The 22,144-nt window shown below is 61.1% G+C and carries 22 protein-coding genes and 1 tRNA gene; 14 read left to right on the top strand and 9 right to left on the bottom strand.

The features are described from left to right. Nucleotides 1-73 precede the first annotated feature (73 nt). The 3 genes from HUTA_RS12530 to HUTA_RS12520 all read left to right on the top strand — a co-directional run bounded on the left by HUTA_RS12530 (nucleotide 74) and on the right by HUTA_RS12520 (nucleotide 2,763). A complete protein-coding gene (locus HUTA_RS12530; RefSeq protein WP_015790279.1) occupies nucleotides 74-826 on the top strand; it encodes a TrmB family transcriptional regulator in 753 nt (250 codons plus the stop codon). 265 nt (nucleotides 827-1,091) lie between these two features. Next, a complete protein-coding gene (locus HUTA_RS12525; protein WP_015790278.1) occupies nucleotides 1,092-2,024 on the top strand; it encodes a hypothetical protein in 933 nt (310 codons plus the stop codon). Nucleotide 2,025: 1 nt separating this feature from the next. Continuing rightward, nucleotides 2,026-2,763, top strand: a complete 738-nt coding sequence (locus HUTA_RS12520) for a hypothetical protein (protein ID WP_015790277.1) — start codon at nucleotides 2,026-2,028, stop codon at nucleotides 2,761-2,763. Nucleotides 2,764-3,084: 321 nt separating this feature from the next. Here HUTA_RS12520 and HUTA_RS12515 read toward each other — a convergent pair whose 3' ends face one another. Both HUTA_RS12515 and gap read right to left on the bottom strand, forming a co-directional pair. Beyond that, nucleotides 3,085-4,308, bottom strand: a complete 1,224-nt coding sequence (locus tag HUTA_RS12515) for a phosphoglycerate kinase (RefSeq protein ID WP_015790276.1) — start codon at nucleotides 4,306-4,308, stop codon at nucleotides 3,085-3,087. A gap of 61 nt (nucleotides 4,309-4,369) precedes the next feature. Further along, a complete protein-coding gene (gene gap / locus HUTA_RS12510; protein WP_015790275.1) occupies nucleotides 4,370-5,380 on the bottom strand; it encodes a type I glyceraldehyde-3-phosphate dehydrogenase in 1,011 nt (336 codons plus the stop codon). 222 nt (nucleotides 5,381-5,602) lie between these two features. Here gap and HUTA_RS12505 point away from each other — a divergent pair, with 222 nt between their 5' ends. Next, entirely contained in the window at nucleotides 5,603-6,001 is a 399-nt protein-coding gene (locus tag HUTA_RS12505; protein ID WP_015790274.1) for an Hsp20/alpha crystallin family protein, read from the top strand. An 82-nt stretch (nucleotides 6,002-6,083) separates the two neighbouring features. On the opposite strand, the gene HUTA_RS15665 is transcribed toward HUTA_RS12505, so the two are convergent. The 3 genes from HUTA_RS15665 to HUTA_RS12495 all read right to left on the bottom strand — a co-directional run bounded on the left by HUTA_RS15665 (nucleotide 6,084) and on the right by HUTA_RS12495 (nucleotide 7,854). Further along, complete coding sequence (locus HUTA_RS15665; protein ID WP_015790273.1) at nucleotides 6,084-6,221, bottom strand: hypothetical protein; 138 nt, start codon at nucleotides 6,219-6,221, stop codon at nucleotides 6,084-6,086. 188 nt (nucleotides 6,222-6,409) lie between these two features. Beyond that, a complete protein-coding gene (locus HUTA_RS12500; protein ID WP_015790272.1) occupies nucleotides 6,410-7,279 on the bottom strand; it encodes an ATP-grasp domain-containing protein in 870 nt (289 codons plus the stop codon). Between the two features lie 44 nt (nucleotides 7,280-7,323). Beyond that, a complete protein-coding gene (locus HUTA_RS12495) occupies nucleotides 7,324-7,854 on the bottom strand; it encodes a 50S ribosomal protein L16 (RefSeq protein ID WP_015790271.1) in 531 nt (176 codons plus the stop codon). Nucleotides 7,855-7,996: 142 nt separating this feature from the next. Between HUTA_RS12495 and HUTA_RS12490 the strand changes: the two genes are divergently transcribed. Together HUTA_RS12490 and hcp are read left to right on the top strand one after the other, a co-directional pair. Beyond that, nucleotides 7,997-8,986 (top strand): glutathione S-transferase family protein, encoded by a 990-nt coding sequence (locus HUTA_RS12490; RefSeq protein ID WP_015790270.1) that lies wholly within the window; start codon nucleotides 7,997-7,999, stop codon nucleotides 8,984-8,986. A 194-nt stretch (nucleotides 8,987-9,180) separates the two neighbouring features. Beyond that, nucleotides 9,181-10,488, top strand: a complete 1,308-nt coding sequence (gene hcp / locus HUTA_RS12485) for a hydroxylamine reductase (RefSeq protein WP_015790269.1) — start codon at nucleotides 9,181-9,183, stop codon at nucleotides 10,486-10,488. Between the two features lie 156 nt (nucleotides 10,489-10,644). Here hcp and HUTA_RS12480 read toward each other — a convergent pair whose 3' ends face one another. From HUTA_RS12480 to HUTA_RS12470, 3 genes are all read right to left on the bottom strand, one after another. After that, nucleotides 10,645-11,784, bottom strand: coding sequence for a coiled-coil domain-containing protein (locus tag HUTA_RS12480; RefSeq protein ID WP_049941345.1), 1,140 nt, complete (start codon nucleotides 11,782-11,784; stop codon nucleotides 10,645-10,647). Between the two features lie 65 nt (nucleotides 11,785-11,849). Then, a complete protein-coding gene (locus tag HUTA_RS12475; RefSeq protein WP_015790267.1) occupies nucleotides 11,850-12,677 on the bottom strand; it encodes an MBL fold metallo-hydrolase in 828 nt (275 codons plus the stop codon). Between the two features lie 54 nt (nucleotides 12,678-12,731). Then, nucleotides 12,732-13,856: a citrate/2-methylcitrate synthase gene (locus HUTA_RS12470; protein WP_015790266.1), complete on the bottom strand. Its 1,125-nt coding sequence runs from the start codon at nucleotides 13,854-13,856 to the stop codon at nucleotides 12,732-12,734. Between the two features lie 124 nt (nucleotides 13,857-13,980). Here HUTA_RS12470 and HUTA_RS12465 point away from each other — a divergent pair, with 124 nt between their 5' ends. From HUTA_RS12465 to HUTA_RS15380, 8 genes are all read left to right on the top strand, one after another. Beyond that, nucleotides 13,981-15,102, top strand: coding sequence for a pyridoxal phosphate-dependent aminotransferase (locus HUTA_RS12465; protein ID WP_015790265.1), 1,122 nt, complete (start codon nucleotides 13,981-13,983; stop codon nucleotides 15,100-15,102). A gap of 311 nt (nucleotides 15,103-15,413) precedes the next feature. Next, nucleotides 15,414-16,376 (top strand): AAA family ATPase, encoded by a 963-nt coding sequence (locus HUTA_RS12460; protein WP_015790264.1) that lies wholly within the window; start codon nucleotides 15,414-15,416, stop codon nucleotides 16,374-16,376. Between the two features lies 1 nt (nucleotide 16,377). Continuing rightward, on the top strand, nucleotides 16,378-17,403 hold the full coding sequence (locus HUTA_RS12455) for a DUF58 domain-containing protein (protein ID WP_143920380.1): 1,026 nt from the start codon (nucleotides 16,378-16,380) through the stop codon (nucleotides 17,401-17,403). After that, nucleotides 17,400-19,646, top strand: coding sequence for a DUF3488 and transglutaminase-like domain-containing protein (locus tag HUTA_RS12450; RefSeq protein WP_015790262.1), 2,247 nt, complete (start codon nucleotides 17,400-17,402; stop codon nucleotides 19,644-19,646). Before HUTA_RS12455 ends, HUTA_RS12450 begins: the two co-directional genes overlap by 4 nt. An 89-nt stretch (nucleotides 19,647-19,735) precedes the next feature. Then, on the top strand, nucleotides 19,736-20,029 hold the full coding sequence (gene yciH / locus HUTA_RS12445) for a stress response translation initiation inhibitor YciH (protein ID WP_004516073.1): 294 nt from the start codon (nucleotides 19,736-19,738) through the stop codon (nucleotides 20,027-20,029). A 170-nt stretch (nucleotides 20,030-20,199) separates the two neighbouring features. Beyond that, nucleotides 20,200-20,556, top strand: a complete 357-nt coding sequence (locus HUTA_RS12440; protein ID WP_015790261.1) for a MarR family transcriptional regulator — start codon at nucleotides 20,200-20,202, stop codon at nucleotides 20,554-20,556. A 2-nt stretch (nucleotides 20,557-20,558) separates the two neighbouring features. Next, complete coding sequence (locus HUTA_RS12435) at nucleotides 20,559-20,888, top strand: type II toxin-antitoxin system PemK/MazF family toxin (protein WP_015790260.1); 330 nt, start codon at nucleotides 20,559-20,561, stop codon at nucleotides 20,886-20,888. Nucleotides 20,889-21,007: 119 nt separating this feature from the next. Next, nucleotides 21,008-21,820, top strand: a complete 813-nt coding sequence (locus tag HUTA_RS15380; protein ID WP_015790259.1) for a hypothetical protein — start codon at nucleotides 21,008-21,010, stop codon at nucleotides 21,818-21,820. Between the two features lie 138 nt (nucleotides 21,821-21,958). Here HUTA_RS15380 and HUTA_RS12430 read toward each other — a convergent pair. Next, nucleotides 21,959-22,029: transfer RNA gene (locus HUTA_RS12430), tRNA-Gly, on the bottom strand. Between the last annotated feature and the right edge of the window lie 115 nt (nucleotides 22,030-22,144).

The raw sequence follows: 22,144 nt of genomic DNA, 5'->3' as shown, positions 1-22,144 counted from the left end.
ATAGAGCGAACGGAGAAGGCAACGGGGATATGACCCCATCGGTTATAGCGAGCACACACGACGGCCACGAACCATGACTGAACAGGACGTCCTCGACTCCCTGGAGACGCTCGGACTGTCGAACTACGAGGCCCAGGTGTTCCTCGCGTTGCAGCGACTCGGCACCGGGACGGCCCAAGACGTCAGCGACGTCTCGGACGTGCCGCGGTCGCAGGTCTACGGGGCCGCCGAGGACTTGGCCGAGAAGGGGCTGGTCGAAGTGGTCGAAGCCTCGCCGAAAGCCTATCGCTCGGTCACGCTGGCGACCGCCCGCGACGTTCTCACCGAGCGCCTGGAACGCGAGCGAACGCGTGCCTTCGAACACCTCGAGTCGATCCGCACGCAGGACGACGAACGCGATGCGAGCGGGGACGTCTCGACGCTTCGGGGCCGGCAGTCGATCGACGACCGCGTCGCCGCCCTCGTCGAGCGCGCGGCGGGGGCGGTCGTCTTCGTCGCCCCCACGGCCGACTCGCTGACCGACGATATCGTGACCGCACTCGCGGAGAAGGCTGCCAGCGGCGTCTCGGTCACCGTCGTCACGGCCGATCCCGCGCTCCGTGCACGATTCCCGGACGCCGTCTCCGTGTTCGTCATGTCCGAGGACAACCCCGCCGACTTCGCCGGTCGTGCGCTGATGGTCGACGACCGGAGCGTCCTGCTCGCCGTCGAGACCGACGAGGGGCCGCTCGGCGAGGAGGCGATGTGGACCGGCAACTCACGTATCGGCCGCATCCTCGCCGAGTTCATGCGATCGGGGATGGAGTCCGGGAGAGAGCGGCAGTAGCTCCGTCGCGACGGCTGTACGATCGGCACCGCGTGTCATAGCAAGTTTCGCGCGCTCTCCCTATCCAGGCCTTGTCAAGACTTCCGTGCAAGATACAACGCGCATATTCAGCAGTGACTCTCTGGCATTCGTTGGGCTGCCGAATCGGTCAGTAGAGCGGTTGGTCCTATTCATGATGGTTTCTTAGGGGTGGCCAGTCTGAATTCAGGAAGTAATCACAGCGTCAGTTATTTTGTACCCGGATTCTATAAGCCAAACAAGACGAATGTCCGAGTCGCCACCGGCGGATGATGAGTTCGGTGACTTGGGGCCGCCGGAGTATCTTCTGTATCGGGTGGCTGCGGAACGTCACGAGCAGGACGGCCGTGAGACGGGGCGGACCCGCATCCACAAACTTTGCTGTTTAGCTGATCGGCTGTTAGCGCAGGAATACGACCGGGAAGTCGGTCTGCCGAAGTACTGGTACAAGTACGGCCGGACCATCTCCGAAGCTCATCTGAATTCAGCGGTCACGTACAGGCCCAACGCGAATCACTTCGGTGGACAGGCGTACTATCCGGCCGAGCAAGTCAATGAATCCGACTTCGACCACCTGTCGGAAGACCTCAAAGACGACATATACAACGCGGTTCAATCTGTAGTCACTGAACACGGCGACAAAACAGCTGAGGAACTGGAAGAGTATCAGTATCAGAACTTTGCGCCCGACGATTTCGTTATCGCATATGCTGATTTGCGGTGGTACTTAAACACGGTTTCCCAAGACGAAGATCAGCACAGGCTGAGTCAATTCGTCACCCCCGATGAGAAGACCCACATCGAAGAGCTCCTGGATGAGATGCTGGCGAATTTCGACGCGGAGCGTTACTCGGAAATCCACGAAATCTACCTTGATTGGGACGACACGATACGCCTGTTGGTCGATATCGGGCGAAGCCCGAGAGAACTCCATGACTTCACAGAGGCCTTCATCGAAGGGGCCACACGAATCATTCTCCGATTCGAGGAACACTCGAATATTGATTCAGAGGCGCTCGAAGACTGGCGTGAAGAGAAGGAAAAAGTGCGCAGAGATCTCCAAAGCCGGGTAACACAGAAGCGGAAGAGAGCCCTCTCAGAAAGACAGTCCACCTCGGCTTTGGACAGCGTCGCTGATTCGTACAATATGACTATTTCTGAGGAGCTAGACGAACTATAGAATGGCGGACAACGCCTTCCTTGACAAGGGAGTCATCCTCGGTTTCTGTTTCTTTACTGATCCCCACCACAGAGAATGTAGGAGGTACTTGTTTAATGGCGACACAGAGTATTTCGTTACGGAACAGGTTGAGAATATCTTCCGAAATGCGAAGGACTCAATTATCGATGAGCACCGGAGCCAGGTTCTCCGGAACATCCAACAGGTGAAGGTCAATTACCAGGGGGAACTAAGTGAGAGTGATATCGAGGAGATTCAGTCGGAAATTGACCGGGATGAAAATTCGGCATGGAGGTATTTAGAGGATTTCTACGACGATAAAGCCGGAAGAGGTGTCTACGAGGTCACTGATGAATTGCGGGAGGTGATTCGTGAGATGGAACAGCGAGCCGAGGCGCGAAAGGAGACGCTCTACGCAACGTTCCAAGGCTGGCTGAGGATTAGTTCGCACGAATCGGTACAGGACGAATTGACTCAGCTCCGGGCTCAAGACGAGGAAGATTTCTGGATTGTAATCGACGCTCACGATGTCGCCGCAAACATGCCGGGAGAAACAGAGCTAGCGACAACCAATCCAGCAGAGTTCGCTGATGACCAGATCAAAGAGGAAGTTTTGGGAGCAACAGCCATCGATAGTATCCAATTAGTGTTTGTTTCGAGAGACTATTCGCCATCGGCACTCAGGAGTAATTCCAGTGATGGCAGCGCCCCGGCGAACGTATCTGGAGACGGTGCCTGATCACTTCAAGAACCGAGTCCATAACGCGATCCTCGCTGAATTTCGGTGATAGGAGCGAGCTAAGTGCGCAGGCACACAGAGCAGCTGGTTCATCAAGATCGGTGTGATATCAACAATAGTCGACTGCTAACTACATCCTCTATATCTCTCACAGCCTTCTGTAAGTATTTCTAAACTGGTATTTTCACGCCTGGTGGCACCGCAGTCGATCGGGAGTAGCTGTTTCTATGACACGGTACGATCGGCACCCACGACGAAAGCAGGCGACAGCCCGCTTCTCGAAATCGCGTTCGAACGCTCGCTCCGTCAGGAGCAGGTGGGTTACGTCGCCTGCTCGATCAGCACTTCGGCGGCTTCGAGTTCCTGGCCGGTGAGCGCGTTCAAGTACGCGCCGCCGGCGATCGAGATGTGATCGTAGTCGTCCTCGCTGAGTCCGTACATCGAGAGCGTCCGGGCGGTGTCGCCGCCGCCGACCACCGAGAAGCAGTCGGTGCGGCCGATGGCCTCGATGAGTTCGACCGTGCCGTCGGCGAAGCGCTCGTCCTCGAAGACGCCGACTGCGCCCTTCACGAAGACGGCCTCGCTCTCCTCGATGATCGGCACGTACGCCTCGATGGTGTCGTGGCCGATGTCGAGGTAGCCCGTGTCTTTCTCGTCGATGTCCTCAAGGGCGATCTCGGCGCGTTCGCCGTCATCGTCCTCGTAGGCGAAGTCAGTGGGCAGTTCGAACTCGTCGCGACGGTTCGCGACGAGGTCCTCGAGGGTGTCCTTGGTTTCCTCCCACTGGCCGTCGAGCAGATCCATGTCGCCGACGTCCATGCCGACCGGGTGGCCCTCCGCGCGGAGGAACAGTTCACCCGGCAGGCCGCCGATGAGGAACGTGTCGATGGCGTCGCCCAGATTGTTGACGACGCTGATGACGTCCTCGCTTTTGTTGCCGCCCAGGACCATCGTGACCTGGCCCTCGGTCTCGCGGGCGCGCTCGGCGACGCCGGTGTTGTACTCGTACTCGGCTTCCATCACGCGGCCCGCGTAGGCCGGCAGTTCCAGCGCGAACCCGACCGTCGAGGCGTGGGCGCGGTGGGCCGCCGAGTAGGCGTCGTTGACGAAGGCGTCGAAATACGGCGACAGCGTCTGGACGAAGTCGCTCTTTGCGTGTTCCTCGGGGGCCTTCTCGGGCAGTTCGTCGTCGGCCATCCGGGTGTTCTCGAGCAGGAGAATCTCGCCCGCTTCGAGGCCCTCGATGGCCGCGATGGCGTCGTCGCCGTAGATGTCCTCAACGAAGTTGATCGGCTTGCCGACGTACTCTTCGAGAATTTCGGCGTGCTGGTCGAGGGAAACGAAGTCGTCGCGGCCGGGCCGGCCCTGGTGGGCCATCAGGACAACCTTGTTGTCCCGATCGGCGAGTTCGCGAACCGTTTCGGCGTAGCGGTCGAATCGGTGGTTGTCCTGGACGACGCCGTCCTCGACCGGCGAGTTGAGGTCGACGCGGACCAGGACGCGCTGTCCATCTGCAAGGTCATCAAGTGTGTTGAATGCAGCCATGATTGGTGCGTGTTGTATGCTGAAGAAATTGCGGCCCTGTACACGACGTGGGATCCGGTGATCAGACGATGTCTTCGGCCAGCCGCATCATCTGGGACGTGTAGCCCATCTCGTTGTCGTACCAGGCGAAGATCTTCGCGAGCTTGCCACCCTGGACCGTCGAGGTCTTGCCCAGGTCGACGACCGAGCCGAACTGCTGGCCCACGATGTCACGCGAGACGATCGGGTCGTCGGTGACGCCCATCGAGCCTTCGAGTTCGCCGGCCGCGTACTCCTCGAAGGCGGCGTTGATCTCATCGACGTCCGGGTTGCCGGGCAGGTCGACGACGATCTCGGTGATCGAACCGCTCGGGACCGGGACGCGGATCGCCATCGCCTCGAACTTGCCTTCGAGCTCGGGCAGGATGTCGGGCGTCGCGGTCGACGCGCCGGTCGTCGTCGGGACGATGTTCTCGGCGGCTGCGCGACCACGCCGGGTCTTGGACTTGGGACCGTCGACGATGGCCTGGCTGCCCGTGTAGGCGTGGATCGTGGTCATCTCGGCAGCGTCGACGCCGAACTCCTCCAGCAGGACGTGCATCGGCGGCGAGACGCTGTTGGTCGTACAGGAGGCGGCGGAGACGACGTCCTCGCCGTCGTACTCGTCGTCGTTGACGCCGTAGACGAACTGCGGGACGGGCTTGTCGCCCTTCGGCGGGGCGGAGATCAGCGCCTTCTCCGCGCCGGCGTCGAGGTGGGCACTGGCCTCGTCCTTCGTTCGGAAGATACCCGTCGACTCGATCGCGACGTCAACATCGAGGTCGTCCCAGGGGAGTTCCTCGGGGTTCTGGATGTTGAGTAGATCGATATCGTTGCCGTCGACGACCAGCGAGTCCCCCTCGAGGGAGACATCGTAGGGGAGGGTGCCCAACGCGCTGTCGTATTTCGTGAGATACTCCATCTTCTCGAAGTCCATTACGTCGTTGATACCGACGATCTGGACGTCGTCGTTCTCCAGGGCTGCACGAAGGGTACAACGGCCGATTCGACCGTAACCGTTGATCCCGATGCGGACCGGATCGCTTGCACTCATAGTTATCTAACTCCAATCGAAAGATGGGTCAGTATTGAGTAAATGTTTTTCGATATACGGCTGTGAAGGACGAGACTCTCACGATTGTGTGGCGTGAAGGATGTATATATCACTATATTCGTGAACAAATCTACGAACGTGCAATCGGCCTCACGGGGAGAGAGCCCGGCCGATATTTCGGCTGTCAGAAGGCTTTTGACACGCTCTCTCCTATCTATCGGTATGCGACGAGACGATCGTGACGACCCGTTTGACGATTTCTTCGCAGAGCTAGAGCGGATGATGAACGACATGATGAGCGGCGAGTTCGACATGCACGTCGAACGGCGTGACCCTGAGGCACCCGGCCAGTCGACCGGGATTCACTTCGACGTCTACGAGGAAGACGACCAGCTCCGCGTCGTCGCGGACCTCCCCGGCGTCGAAAAGGACGCGATCGATCTCAAGTGCGACGGCGAACAACTCACCATCGACGCGGCCGGCACCCAGCGTGAGTACCACGATCGGGTCGACCTGCCCGCGCGCGTCGACGAACACACCGCCGACGCCAGCTACAACAACGGCATTCTCGAGGTCAGCTTCGAGACCAGCGGCCACTCGGCCGACATCGACCTCTCGTAGGGATTCCGGTCAAACCGTCTCGTTCTCGGACGGCAGTCGCGGTCCGCGTTCGCTACTCGCTTCGAAAATAGGGGGGAGTCGATCACTCGCGCCACTCGTAGCCACAGGAACTGCACTCGTAGTACCGCCAGTCCGTGCCGCCGGGCACCGCCTGCTGATCGACTTTCGTCCGATCTTCGCTCCCACACGCCGGGCACCGATGTAGCTGTAAGGCTGACATGGTACCTGACGTATTGTACCTGTTTAATAATAGTATTTTTGTAGGGATACATTACCTGTTGGATACAATAGAGTTGTACCGTGAGGTATTACTCTACCCTCTTGATGTGGTTGTTAATAACATGCAACCCATTCGGGACCTAACCATAATATTTCTATCATGACTTGAGACGGAGTCTCTCTCGTGAATTACTGCTGTCCGTCGGTTCGAGCGGTGCGTCGTATCACCGTCGCAAGGTGCTCCCAAAACCCCTCGGCGTAGTGCTCGGCATCGATCGTCGGCCGCGCGTTGGTTTCGGTTACCAGGGTGCGATCCTCCGTCACCAGTAGATCGACCCCGAGCAGCGGAATGCCCAGGACGGTAGCGACACGTTCGGCCACCGCTTTGTGTTCGTCGGACAGGTCGACCCGCGTGGGCGTCGCGCCGTGATGGACGTTGTGTTTCCAGTGGTGCCGCCCCGCCGTCTCTGGCATGCGCCGTTCGACCGCGCCGACGTACTCGCCATCCAGAACCATCACGCGATAATCGCGGGCGTCCGGGACGTACTCCTGGAGGAGAAACGACTGGTCACCCGTCGCGCGGTAGTCGTGCACCAGATCGAGGTAGTCGGCGATCCCCAGAAACGAGTCGAGATCATGCGCGAGGGTAACTCCGGTACCGCGAGACGTGGAATTCGGCTTGACGACGACCGGTGGATCGAAGCGCTCGAACGCCGCGACGAGCTCCGCCCGGTCGACCGGGTCCGAGATCAGCACCGTCTCGGGAACCGGAATCCCGGCGTCGGCCAGTCGTTGCAGCGTCCCGGCCTTGTTTCGGGATCGAAGGACCGCTTCCCGACCGTTGAGCCACGGGACCGACAGCGCCGCGGCGGCCACACCGCCTTCCATGAGTCGCGACGGGAAGACGTAGCCGACGTCGACATCGGGGAACGGATCCTCGCCGAGTGGGATCGTCCGCTCGCTCGTCTGGAGGGCGATGACTTCGATCCCATGTGCGTCGAGTGATCCCCGGAGTCGTTCGTAGGATTCGGCCTGGGTCGCGACCGCGAGCCGGAGCATACGCTCTCTGGGGGGTGCAATCCGGAAAACTGTTCGGTCCGGCCTCAGGCGATCAGGAGCTCTTCGCCGCGCTCGACCTTGATCCGGCAGGGCGGCGTGATCTTGTTGTACGCACGTCGGAAGGCTTCCTTGACGGCCTCGGCCTGCTCGACGTCACAGTAGGCGGTGAACAGTCGTTCGCCGGCCTGGACGCGGGCGGCCGTGCCGACGATCTTGCCGAAGGACTGTCGCATCCCGTCGGACACACGGTCGGCCCCCGCACCGGTCGCCTGTTTGTTCTCCCGGATGACCTGGTGGGGGAACTTCCGCAGCGTCATCGTGTAGTTGCCCTCGCCGAGCTCCTTGATCAGGTGTCGGTTCGCCGAGAGCCGGGAGGCCTCCATCGAGCCGTGCCGAAGCTGGACAGTCTCCTCGACGACCAGTGAGATCTGGACAGGATAGTCCTCGGGGTCGGCGTTCGTGTCGCCCATCTGGTGCTGTGCGATCTTCGAGCCGGGGATGCCGGTGATATATTCGCGCCGGGTATACGACGGCTTGTCGATGTCACGGTACATCGACGCAGGTTTCTCGGACATGAGTTCTCTTGGCCGAAGAGAGGGAAAGCGTTCAAATAAGGGCTTCGAAGCCCGGCGGGGAGACGCCGGAGCCTCACCACGAAGCGGTAACATCGACGTCACTGCGACGTTTTTCTGTACCGCCCCCGTATCGGTGGCTACGATGAATATGCTCGTCGACGGGGAGTGGCGCACCGACGCCTACCAGACAACCAACGAGGATGGCGCGTTCGAACGCGGGACGACTTCCTTTCGGGATCGTATCGAGGACGATCCGGACGCGCGGTTCCAGCCCGAGGCCGGCAGGTATCACCTCTACGTTTGCCGGGCCTGTCCCTGGGCCCACCGGACGCTGGTCACACGCGCGCTGAAGGGGCTTGAAGACGCGATCACGGTCGACTACGTCGACCCCTACCGCGGCGAGGACGGCTGGCAGTTCACCCCCGAGAAGGACGGCTGTACGCCGGACACGGTCAACGGGAGCGACTACCTCCGGGAGGTCTACGTCGAGGCCGACCCCGACATGACCGGCCGGGTGACTGTCCCAGTTCTCTGGGACAAACAGGAGGAGACGATCGTCAACAACGAATCCGCCGAAATCATGCGGATGCTCGACACCGAATTCGACGATGTCGCCGAGCACGACGTCGATCTCTATCCCGAGGGCTACCAGGAGGACATCGACGAAATCATCGAGGCCATCTACGAGCCGATCAACAACGGCGTCTACAAGGCCGGATTCGCCGACTCCCAGGCCGCCTACGACGAGGCGGTCGAGGAGCTGTTCGACGCCCTCGATCACTGGGACTCGGTGCTCGAAGACCAGCGCTACCTCGCCGGCGATCGACTGACCGAAGCCGATATCGCGATGTTCACCACGCTGGTGCGCTTCGACGAGGTCTATCACACGCACTTCATGTGCAACCACAAGCTGATCGCCGAATACGACAACCTCTGGCCGTACCTGCGGGATGTTTATACGACGGATGGCGTCGCCGAGACAGTGGACATCGACCACATCAAAGAGCACTACTACACGACCCACCCGGACGTCAGCCCCAAGCGGATCGTGCCCAAAGGACCCGCTCCCGACTTTGAGGCACCCCACGACCGGGACGAACTTCCCGGCGGGCCGCCCGCTGATCTGGTCTGAACGACCCACGACCCAGAAACAGCATTATTTTACAAGAACGTCCATGGTTCTGGACGGATGCTGATTTCCTGCCGTGAATCGTTGACAACAGGACACCGTATATAAACGAATGGTGCGAACATCTTCGACCGCGTTCCCGGACAGCGGGGAGTTACTGGACCGTGTTTATACGAGGGACTGCCAGTTGTTCGTGTATGATGGACTGCCTGCAGTGCGAGCAGACGTTAGACGGCGGGTGTACGACCGCCGGCGTGTGCGGCAAGGACCCGAATCTGGACAGTTTACAGGAGACGATGATCCTGGGGGCGAAAGGCGTCTCCGCGTACGCCCACCACGCCCGCGAGATGGGATACGTCGACGAGAGCGTCGACGCGACCGTCCATGAGACGTTGTTCCACACACTGACAAACGTCAACTTCGACATGGACGAGACCATCGGCCAGGCCCTGGACCTGGGGTCGGCCGCCATCGACGCGATGGAGTTGCTCGACGACGCCCACACCGAAACGCTCGGCACCCCCGAACCCGCCGAAGTGCCCGAGAACCAGGTTGCGGGCAAGTCGATCGTCGTCACCGGTCACGACCTCTACGCCCTGAAGGAGCTGCTCGAACAGTCCGAGGGCGAAGGCGTCAACGTCTACACCCACTCGGAGATGCTGCCCGGCCACGGCTACCCCGAACTTGCGAAGTACGACCACCTCAAGGGCAACGTCGGGGAAGCGTGGTTCGACCAGCAGGACCTCTTCCGTGAGTTCCCCGGGGCGATCGTCGGGACCTCGAACTGCCTGATGCCGCCGTCCGGCAGTTACGCCGATCGGTTCTACACGACGACAGTCGCGGGCCTGGAGGAGGCAACCCACCTCGAAGACGGCGACTTCTCGCCGGTCATCGAACACGCCAAGGAACTCCCCGAACCGGACGCTGGGGAGTGGAACAGCGACGAAACCCTCTCGACGGGCTTCTACCACGAGACCGTCCTCGACATGGCCCCCCAGATCGTCGAGGCCGTCGAGGAAGGCAAGCTCCGGCACTTCTTCGTCATCGCGGGCTGTGACGCGCCGACCGACGGCCGGGAGTACTACCGCGAACTCGCAAAGAGCGTGCCCGACGACTGCGTCGTACTCACCACCGGGTGTGGCAAGTTCCGGTTCAACGATCTGGAATACGGCACGGTGCCCGGCACGGAGATCCCCCGCTTCATCGATCTGGGGCAGTGTAACAACTCCATCTCGACGGTCAAGATCGCGGCAGCGCTGGCGGAGGCCTTCGACTGTAGCGTCAACGATCTGCCCGTCAGCATCGTCCTCTCGTGGTTCGAGCAGAAAGCCGTCGCGGTCCTGCTCGGGCTGTTCGACCTGGGCATTCAGAACGTGCGCATCGGCCCGACGATCCCGGAATGGCTGACACCGGATGTCGTCGAGATTCTCAACGACGAGTTCGGGCTTCAGGCGATCGGCGATCCCGAAGAGGACCTCGCCGAGATGCTCGGCGAACCAGTCTAACCGCTGCTGTTCGTCGGGAACGTACGGTTGACACTCGAAGGAAACGGCCGAGGGGCCGAAAGGAACGGAAAGGAGATCGACGGAGGGATGATCGCAGGCGGGGCGGTTTCGACGAAGTATCGAGCGGTTCGCGGCGTTGGACTGTTTTCTCGGAAATCACCCGATGACCGAGGACAGCTGTTCGCGCCACTCGTTGAGTTCCTCGATCTCGCTTTCGACGCTGTCGAGTCGATCGGCCAGGTCGCCGTCCTCACCGAGTTGGTCTGACATCGCTTCGACCTCCTCGCGCAACCCATCGACCTCCTCGTCGAGGCTATCGACCGTCTCGTCGATAGAGTCGACCTCCTCGTCGAGTTCCGAAACGGTTTCGGCGTTCGAGGAAGCCGTCTGTTCGACCGAGTCGACGTCACCGGACATCGAATTGAGTTCGTTGCGCACGCCGTCGAGTTCGCCCTGGAACTCCTCGAGTCGGCCCTGGAACTCCTCGATGAGTTCCTCGCCCTGGCCGTTCTCCTCCAAGAACTCCTCGAGAGCTGTCGTATAGGCGGCGAGGTCGCTCATCTCGCTCTGGAGGTGCTGAATTCTGGCATCGACGGCACTTCCGTCGGTATCGCCACCGCCTCCGCCGAGATCGAGCTCCTGTTTGAGAACCCTGAGCGCCGCGTCATCGACAGCATCCTGGCGGATTTCCGCGGCGAGCGTCTTGGCGACCGATCCGGGCTGGACCTGGCCGACCTCATCGTCGCCGCCCTCGCCGTCAGTCGAGTCCGCATCGGCCGTCTCGCCGGAGTCGTTCGGATCGGCGAGGTTGAGCGTCTCGATCTCCTCGTCGTCGGTCTCTTCGAGGCCCGGGACGCTCTCGCTGTCGCCGGCGATGACGTCACGAACCACGTCGGTACTGGCGTCGTCGACCAGATCACCCTCGTCCTCGAGGGGCGGATCGACGGATTCGATCTCCGGTTCGGTGAGGAACTTCTCGACGTCGTCGGTCCCTGTCGCGCGAATCCCGTACACGGTCGTGTACTCCGAGTCGGTGTCGATCTCCCGTTCGAAGGTGATCTCGTCATCATCGATCGTCCAGTATTCGCTCCCGTACTCGGGGTGGAACCCGAGGTCCTCGACGGCCACGTCTTCCGGCACGTCGTCCCGCAGCCGCACCGTGACGGGCTCGATTCGTTGAGACTGGATCCGAAACGCGATCGCCGGCACCGGGAACTCGTCGGCTTCGAACTGTTTGACCACGGTGACCCCCTCGTCCGACACCGTCACCGCCTCGTACGCCTGCGTGTTGCTCATACCCATATGTGGGTTAACCAACCGTATTAAAGTTACTTCCGGCTCGGGAAGACCTATCCTTCATATTACATATCGATCCGATCACCGATCTCGACGATATCCAGCCGTTTCGGGTAGGGAAACGACCGGACGTGATCGTACAGCGCCGTTGGATCTGCCGTCATCCCCTTCCACATGTCCCAGTGGCTGGGCAACAGCGCATCAAGCTGGAGTTCGTTGGCGGCTTCGACGATCATGTTCTCGTCGTTATACCATCGCGTGCGCACGGGCTCCTCGCCGATCGCGTCGGGCACCATCCCGACGCTGCCAAACGCCAGCACGCCCAGGTCGATGTCGAACCGTCCGCCGACCGACTCGAAGGCACCCGGGCGAGCGTCCCCGCCATGGAAGAACGTCCCCGCCTCGTGTTGGATGACATAGGAAACGGGTTCCTCGGCGTCCGGATCGTTCGCGTCCGCGACGTGGATGGTAAACTCACCGACCTCGATTTCGTCCCCGATCGACACCGAGGACAGCTGGTCGTCGGCCACGTCCCACTCGTCGGTCCATCCCTCCGCGTCCGTCACAGCGAGACTCGCATCGGGCGCGAAGAACTCCGCCCCTGTCTCGGCGAGAATCGGGGCTTGACTCCGGCCGTGAACGTGATCGACGTGGTCGTGGGTTGCCAGAACCGCATCGGCCGCGCGGACGTCCCGGGGATCAAACGGGACCGGAATCATCCGCACCGTCCGGGGTGGATCGCCCGTCCCGAGGTACGGGTCGATGAAGATCGTCGTCCCGCCGGCACCCTTCAGAACGAAGCCATTGCAACCCAGATACCAGATCGCGACGCCGTCCGGAGTCGTACTTTCGATGGCAGCCGGCAGCCACTCGCCCCAGTCTGAGGAGACCATACCTGAATTTCCGGGGCCACCCGAGTAAGCGTTTGTGGAGCGAGCCGCTCGCGGTTATCGCTCGTCGAGCGGCACCCACCCGCGGTCGTGCTCGCCGACGAATTCGCTCCGCGGGCGGATCAGCCGGTTGTCCTCGAGTTGTTCGAGACAGTGCGCGCTCCAGCCGGCGACCCGCGAGATCGCGAACGTCGGCGTGAACAGTTCCGGCGGAATCCCGACACCGTGGAGCAGGACGGCGGTGTAGAACTCGACGTTCGTCTCCAGGTCCAGGTCGGGGCGGTGCTCGGCCAGGAGGTCGGTCGCGACGTCCTCGATTGCTTTGGCCGCGGCGAAGAAATCGTCCTCACCCTCGTAAAATGACGCGGCGGCGTCCTCTAAGACTGCCGCTCGCGGGTCGCGCGCGCCGTACACCCGGTGGCCAAAGCCCATCAGTCGTTCCCCGGCTTCGAGCCGCGCCCCGAGTTCGCCGCGGACATCCTCGCTCTCCTCTAGCGATTCGAGCATCTCCAGAACCAGGTCCGGCGCACCGCCGTGGAGGTCCCCCCGCAGCGCGCCGATCGCCCCGGTGATCGCCGAGACCAGCTCGGACTCCGTCGAGACGATCGTTCGCGCGGTGAACGTCGAAGCGTTGAGGCCGTGATCGACGACGGTAGAGAGGTACGTCTCCAGGCCCGCGACCTGGGCATCGGTCGGCTCCTCGCCGGTCAGCATGTAGAGATAGTTGGCGGCGTGGCCGAGATCGAGCCGTGGTTCGAGCGGTTCCTGGCCCTGGAGCACGCGCCAGTAGGTCGCCGTGATCGTCGGCAGCCGGGCGATCAACCGGAGGGCGTCGGCCTCGGGATCGTTCGGCTCGACCGCCGTGGCTGTCGCCGCGCCCATCCGGAGGGCGGCCATCGGCCCGGCCCCGCGCTGGGCGGCCGCGACGACGGCATCGTGGCAGGGTTCCGGCAGCGTCCGGTACGAACACAGCCGATCCTCGAAGGATTGCAGTTCCTCGGCGTCCGGCAGGCGATCGTGCAACAGCAGATAGACTGTCTCGGGGTAGGTCGCGTTCGCCGCCAGGTCTGCGACTGGGTACCCCGCGATCCACAGCTGGCCGGCCTCGCCGTCGATGTCGCTCAGCCGCGTTTCGGTGACCGTCACGTCCGCCAGTCCGCGGTGTATCTCCTCGTCACTCATTGCCCGCCTCTACTGGCCCGGGGGGTAAAACTGTGGGCGACTCGCGGTTGCCCCCAGCGGAGTTGGCTTCGAAGACGGACCAATCATAGCAAGGATTATCGCCCCCGCGGTCCGGAAACCGTGTATGCCCGATTTCTCTCATCGCGTCGAGCAGGTTTCGATTTCAGGTATCCGCGAAGTCTTCGAGGCAGCCAGCGAGGACGCGATCAACCTCGGGCTTGGCCAACCGGATTTCCCCGCGCCGGAACACGCCCGCGAGGCAGCCGTCGAAGCCATCCGCGCCGGTGACGCTGACGGTTATACATCCAACAAGGGCACGCTGGAACTTCGGGAGGCCATCGCCGCAAAACACGCCCGTGACAACGACCTCGACGTCGATCCCGGCAACGTCATCGCCACCTCGGGCGGCAGCGAAGCCCTCCACATCGCCCTAGAAGCCCACGTAGATGCCGACGAGGAAGTCATCTATCCCGATCCGGGCTTTGTCTCCTACGAGGCACTGACCCACCTCGCCGGGGGAACGCCCAGACCAGTCGAACTGCGCGACGATCTGACGCTCGACCCCGCCGACGTCGAGGCAGCAATCACCGACGACACTGCCGCCTTTGTGGTCAACAGCCCCGCCAATCCGACCGGCGCGGTCCAGTCGCCTGCAGACATGCGTGAGTTCGCCCGGATCGCCGACGAACACGACGTGCTCTGTATCTCCGACGAGGTCTACGAACACATCGTCTTCGAGGGCGAGCACCGATCGCCGGCCGAGTTCGCCGAGAGCGACAACGTCGTCGTGATCAACGCCGCCTCGAAGGCTTACTCGATGACCGGCTGGCGACTCGGGTGGGTTACGGGTAGCGACGAGCGCATCGAGCGCATGCTCCGGGTCCATCAGTACGGCCAGGCGTGTGCGAGCGCCCCGGCTCAGTACGCCGCCGAAGCGGCCCTCTCAGGACCACAGGACCGCGTGGGGGAGATGGTCGACGCCTTCGAAGAACGGCGAAACGTCCTGCTCGATGGCCTCGAAGACATGGGACTCCAGACACCGACGCCAAAGGGTGCGTTCTACGCGATGCCGGAAGTTCCCGAGGGGTGGGTCGAGGAAGTGATCGACCGCGGCGTCGTCGTCGTGCCCGGAGCGGCCTTCGGCGATGGCGGCGAGGGATACGCGCGCATCTCCTACGCGACCGACATGGAACAGCTCAAAGAAGCGATCGACGTGATGAGTGCGGCGACGGCAGCCGTTCGGTAGTCTGGAGACGTACCGACCCTCCAGTGACGCTTCTGGGACGCGATCCGGAACGGGACATCGAGAGGCGTCAACGCGGCCGTCCCGACGGATCGACACACAGTTCGCTCCGACCGTGACCCACAAGTAGACAACCCACCTAGACAATCACGTACAATCATGGGACGTGCTCACAGCCGGCGAGTGCCCGGGTGCTGTTTCGCCACGACGTCATCCCTGCAAGGTGTAGAGACCATGGCAGGACGGAATCAATACACGCCCAGTTCGGACGGGGCCGGAGACAGCCCTGCAGCCAGAACCGTCGAACCCTATCAATGACTGATATCGAATCGACACCGACTGAGACACAGCGGGATCTCGACGTCGACGACGTCGGCGGGATCGCCGACGACGTCATCGAAAACGTCGAACGCGTCATCGTGGGGCATCCAGACGCCATCGAGCATATTCTCACCGCGCTGTTTGCACGCGGACACGTCTTGCTCGAGGACGTTCCCGGCGTCGGCAAGACGATGCTGTCGCGTGCGATCGCGGCGTCGTTCGACTGCTCGTTCAAGCGCGTCCAGTTCACCCCGGACTTGCTCCCATCGGACGTGACGGGGGCAAACGTCTACAACCAGAAGACCCAGACCTTCGAGTTCCGGTCCGGGCCGATCTTTGCCAACGTTGTCCTGGGTGACGAGATCAATCGCGCACCCCCCAAGACCCAGAGCGCACTCCTTGAAGCCATGGAGGAGGGCCAGGTGACCATCGACGGCGAGACCCATTCCGTCCCCGATCCGTTCGCCGTCATCGCCACCCAGAACACGGTCGAACGCGACCGGACCTACGACCTGCCGATGGCCGAACTCGATCGGTTCATGAAGAAGTTGGAGCTGGGCTACCCGACTGCCGGCGACGAGTCCGAGATGCTCGAAAACGTCGTCGGCACCCACCCGATCGAGGCTGTCGAGCCCGTTGCGTCACTCGCTGACCTCGAAGACATCCGGGCAGTGACTGCGGACGTCACCGTCGAAGAGCCGGTTCGGACCTACGTCACGCGGTTGGCCCGCTTCACACGCAATCACGCCGAACTCGGGGCGAGTCCGCGTGCCTCGGTACTGTTGCTCCGGGCAGCCCAAGGGCGGGCTGTGTTGAACGGCCGGGACTACGTCGTTCCGGATGACGTCCAGACCGAGGCGACAGTCGTATTGCCACACCGGATCCGGAGCGGAGCGGCCGAGAGAACTGCGGCGGATCTGGTCGCGGACGCACTCGAGAACGTCCCCGTCGAGTGAGATGAAATTGACAACGCGCGGTCGAATGGCGGCTGGCATCGTCGTCGCAGCCATCGTCATGGCGTGGCTGTTCGGTGCTCGATCGTTGAACGCCGTGGCCGTCACGGCGCTAGTCGCTGTCATCGCCGCGGTCGCCCAGGTCCGACTGGCCGATCGCCCATCCGCAGAGCACTCGAACCCACCGGCTGGCTTCCCGGGGGACACTCGTGACGTCACCGTGTCGGTCACCGGTACCCAGGGAACCATCGTCGAAGCCAGCGATCCACTGGATTCAGGTCTCTCGAGTGCTGGAAACACGTTTTCGGCAAGCATTCCGTCGACGGTCACCTACGAGGTGACGTTGGCCGAGCGTGGAGTGCAGTCGATCGGTCCACTTTCGGTTCACCTCCGGGACGTGTTCGGACTGGTCACCCAGGAACTCGAGATCGGTGATTCGACGAGGGTTATCGTCTATCCGGAGATATACGATGTCACTGGCTCGACTATCCTCACGGCCGAACTGCAACGCAATCGCCAACCGGAACGCCAGGAGATCGACCAGTTGCGCGAGTACGTCCCTGGCGACCCGTTACGCGACATCGACTGGAAGTCCTCCGCGAAGCGTCTCCCCGACCTCGTCGTCAAAGAGTTCATCGGCCGGGAAACCACGGGAACGATCAAAATCGCCGTCAGCACCGACCGTGACACCGTCGAAGCGGCGACCAGTGCAGTCGGCAGCGTCGGCCTGTTTTTCGCCAGAGCTGGACTCGAGGTGGGCGTGACCCTGCCTGACGGGGAACTCGACCCAGCACTGGGAGAGACCCACCAGGATGAACTGTTGCTATTGCTGGCCGAAACGGGGCCAGGCACGATCGGGGAGCACGACTGGGCAGAGGCCGACGTTCGCATGGTCGGCGAAGACGGATCGGTCACCGTTGACGTCAACGGCCGGGTGACGACCTTCGAAGACATGCGCGGAGCGGACGACAGCGACCAATCACCCTCCGACCACGAGGGACCCGAGACCGCAGCGGTGACAGCCACATGAATATCACTGACCGCAACCCGGACATCGGCTTGTTCCGGGTGCTCGCGCTCGGTGGGGCACTCCTGGTGATCGGCTCGTTCGTCGGCGTCGTCCACGACATCGTCGACGTGATCAGCGATCCGACTGCGCTACAGTTCGTGGTGGTACTGACGTTCGTCGGTTCGACGATCGCCGCACGATATCTCACCGTTCGGAACGCGATCATCGTCGCATTCGTGTTGCTGTCTGGCGGTCTCGGGTGGTACCTCATGGGACTCTCCGGGGCGTCGCTGTGGCCATGGCCACACATCAGGTACACGCTCGCGCTCATGACCGGCAACTCGATCCTCGGGATCGTCAATCTGGAAGCGTGGGTGATGGCCGTGACGCCAGCCCCGATATTTCTGACGTGGTATCTCGCCGTCCGGCGCTGTCACGTCGCGGGCGCCATCGTCGGCGGGGCAACGATGTTGTTTTTCGTCCTCACGGGCGACGCGGGGGCAGATCTGACACTGCTTGGCGTCGTGGGCGTCGTCTCGCTCGTTGGCGCGGGCGAACTTGATCGGCTGGATGCCCCTATCAGCGAAGCGGACGTCGTCGCGACAGTCGTCGCCGTCGCCATCGTCGTCTCCGCGACGATCACCATCGTTCCCGCCGGTGCCGTCTTCGCGTTCTCGCCGGACAGCGGTCTGAGCGGTTCGGCCGCGGGCGGTTCCGGCGGCGGCAGTTCCGCCGACACCCTCGAAGGAAGTCTCATCAGTACGTCCGAGGAGCTGTCGATCCAGGGGAGCCTGGACCTGACGTCCAAACTCAGGTACGCCGTCAGAAGCGACGAGGAAACGTACTGGCGAGTCGGTGCCTACGACCTCTACACCGGTGACGGCTGGGTCAGGCGTGGTGAAACCGGTCCGGTCGACCGACGGCTCGGCTCGCCGCCGGGACGGTCCCGGACTGTCGAGCAAACCTACCGGGCGATCACCAAGATCGGGACGATGCCGGCCGTCTGGCGGCCGAGCGATATCGCGGGACCGGCAGCCGATCTCGCCCGTGGCACCCGGCTGGGTGGCCTGCGACCCAGTCAGATGCTCGCCGCCAACGACACGTATCGAGTGACCAGCGAAATGCCGATTGCTGCGGGGGCGGACCTCCGGGAAGCGGGGACAGCGTATCCCGATTCCATCGCGAACCAGTACCTCCAGCTACCCGACAGTACGCCGGATCGAATCGGTGAGCGAACACAACGCCTGACATCGAACGCCGACAATCCCTACGATACGGCCCGTGTCATCGAACGGTGGCTGGAAACCAACCGTGAGTACTCACTCGACGTCTCGAAGCCGTCCGGGTCGATCGCCGACTCGTTCCTCTTCGAGATGGAACGGGGGTACTGTACGTATTACGCGACGACGATGACCACCATGCTCAGAACGCAGGGCATTCCCGCACGGTTCGTGGTCGGGTACACGTCGGGCCAGCGCGTGGCCGAAGACGAATGGGTCGTCCGCGGCCACAATTCCCACGCCTGGGTCGAAGTGTACTTCCCCGAGGTCGGGTGGATCCGGTTCGATCCGACACCGGCCGGCCCGCGGGAATCGACTGCCCAGCAGGATCTCGACGCAGCTCGTGAAGCCAACGAGTCTAACGTCGACACCAACCGAAGCCAGGACGGCGAGTGGACGCCCACACCGACCGAAACAGAAACCCAGAGCGGGGACAGTCAACAACAAACCTTCGACGAGAGCGACATCTCGATCCCCGAATACTACGCTCCGGACGAGGTAGAACTCAACGGAAGCAACGTCTCCAGTGGCACAGTCACCGAGTTCGCTCGTCCCGGGAACGCACCGGGCTTTGGCACTGCCAACGACAGCCAGGATCGCGAAGACGACTCGGGGCTGCCGATTCCAAGTGTCGAACAGTTCACACTCGGCGCACTCGCGATGCTCGGGTTCGCCGGCGTCGCCCGACGAACCGGGCTGACCCGCCGAACCTATCGGGCAGTCTGGCTCCGATGGCAACCCCGCGAGGACCCCGCGACGGACATCGAACGCGCCTTCGAGCGGCTGGAATGGCTCCTCGAACGGCGTCACCGCAACCGCCAGCCCGGCGAAACCGTTCGGGACTACTTCGAGGCGGTAGACGCCGACGAGCGCGCCTGGCGCGTCGCAACGATCCGGGAACGCTCGCGGTACGCCGGCACCGTCGACCGCGAGGCGGCCGACGAGGCGATCGAACTGGTCGACGAGCTCGTCGGCGAATCGTGATTGAATGTCCGGTCAGTCGCGGTTTCACGCCGGATTGCGTGGTAAATCCCGACAGTGTTTTGTACCAAGATTCCCAACAGCAGATTGTAATGTCGGAAGTCTGCTCGACGTGCGGGTTGCCTGAGGAGCTCTGCGTCTGTGAAGACGTCGCCAAAGAATCCCAGGAAATCAACATCCGCATCGACGAGCGCCGTTACGGGAAAGAGGTAACGATCATCGAAGGGTTCGATCCGAAAGACGTCGACATGGACAGCCTGTCTTCGGACCTCAAATCGAAGTTTGCGTGTGGGGGGACCGTCGAAGACGGCCAGATCGAGCTCCAAGGCAACCACACCGGCCGCGTCGAGGATTTCCTCCGTGATAAGGGCTTCAACGTCGCGTAGCTGATCCTCGGTTCTACCGCGTTTCGCCGGTGACCAGTCATATCTTTCTTCTCGGATAAAACGTGACGGGCCAACTCAACTCCGCAGACCCGTAGCCGAGCCCACAGTCGGTCGCGTGAGGAGTATGTTTATGACGATTGCGGACATACGCTGACAGTGACGGACATCACATGCCGATTCAGCTCGATCCGGACGACGATACAGAGACACCACGGGTCAAGCCGGGGACGAACGCACAGGCACTCCTGGCCGCCCTTCTCGATCACCCGGACATGGGATTCACCCCGAAGGAACTCTCGGAACTCACGGACGTCCCACACACAAGCGTCCACAAGACACTTTCGCGGATGCGAGAACGTGGACTCGTCCGGAAGATCGACTCATACTGGGCGGTCGCCGACGACGTGGCAGCTTCGGAAGTTGCCTCCGCCGTTAGTCTCCAGAGTATTCAGGAAACGTACGGCGACGACGCCTACGGTGACGATGAATGGGTAGCGGACGCCCCCGATCTCGGGGACAACGCGTAGCAATGGCCTACGCCCAGGGAAGCGTGGTCATCGCACCGGCGACGTTCAAGCGCGGACAACGACCGTATCTCGTCGTCTCGAACGCCGATCGACCGTTCTTCGGCGACCGATACACTGTGGCTGTTATCACGTCGACTGAACGCGATGACGCAGTCCCGATTGCGGAACGCTCGCTGACGGAGGGCGAACTCAAGACCTATCCGAGTTACGTCAGTCCGTGGTCGCTACACGTCTTCCCTGAGCAAGACATCGTGAAACGCGTTGCGCAGGTCGATACGGGGACAATGCGAACGGTGGCGGACCGAATTCAGGCGTTCACTCGGGTACTGTGAGGGTCAAATATTCAATCACCGGCGGCTGTAAGGTAATATACTTCTGTTTATATTCACAATAAGCTCGCGGTAGATGCTTGGCTAAACACTAATATGGGGATACATCTAAATCAAAGTAAATGCCTTCGGACAGAAATGACGAGATCGTCGGTTCGGATGCTATTGCGGTAGAAATCTTGGTGGTTACTCTTATTAGTCTAATATTAGGACTATATCCAGCAGACTGGAAATATTTCTGGATATTTCAACTTTCTCCAGCATTTCTTATAACTATTATGATATTACGTAGTATGGCTGGGAAGGCTGACGATCCGAATATTGACTTTATTCAAAAATCCCTCCCATTAAGTTCAAATATTTTACAATTTTCCATGATCGGGGTATTAGTATCTATTACTCTTGGCCTCAATTCCTCAGTTGCGTTCATACCCCCAGCTGGACTATTCTCGATTCTTGCTGTAGCTTTCACAGTATTATTCATATGTGTAAACCAATTGGTTCTTGGTGAATACGTTCGACCATGGAAACAAGTTGTATACCAAGAGACAGAAGATGACTTGGTTGGCGATCTTCTCCGCGGATTCATTGACTTTGCAGAAGAAGAGATTAGCGAGACGGGAAACGATAATCGAACAAGCCGACACTCAATCAAATTCGCCATATATTTCAGTATATTTACAGTCGGTTTAATATTGATCACGCTCCCCGTTTGGGCTATCCTCAGCCTATTCCTTGATCCACTAGTTGCGGTTTTAACTGTATTTTCAGTCCTCATTTTAAGAGATCAAGCTAGATATATTTATTTCAACTACGGTGCAGCGGAAGACTTCTCAGAAATTAGGTTCCCGCTGAAGCAGGAGTTTATCATATCTATTGGAAAAGGAATTCTGATAATTGGAGCACTTGGATATGATCTACAAACAATTTTATAATACTATCACAGAACTATTAATAAATTTTCAGAACCAGAATCATATGCAGAGATAGTGCGCCGGCCGGGAGTGAGCAAACGCGAAGCGTTTGCGATCTACGGGCGGCGCATCGAATGACGACTGAAAGGAGGAATGAGATGCGCCGGCCGGGAATTGAACCCGGGTCGAGAGCTTGGAAGGCTCTTGTCATACCACTAGACCACCGGCGCTCGTTCACTGCGTTCACTCGCGCCGAGCATCGACGGACTCCGTCCGTCTCAACACCGGCGCGCATCACTCGTTTCACTCGTTCGCGCGCCGAGCCTTGCCTCACTTCGTTCGGCA

The organism is Halorhabdus utahensis DSM 12940 (assembly GCF_000023945.1).
GTDB classification, from domain to species: Archaea; Halobacteriota; Halobacteria; order Halobacteriales; family Haloarculaceae; genus Halorhabdus; species Halorhabdus utahensis.
The sequence above is the reverse complement of the archived record's forward strand: the minus strand, read 5'-3'. Positions and strand labels throughout refer to the sequence as shown.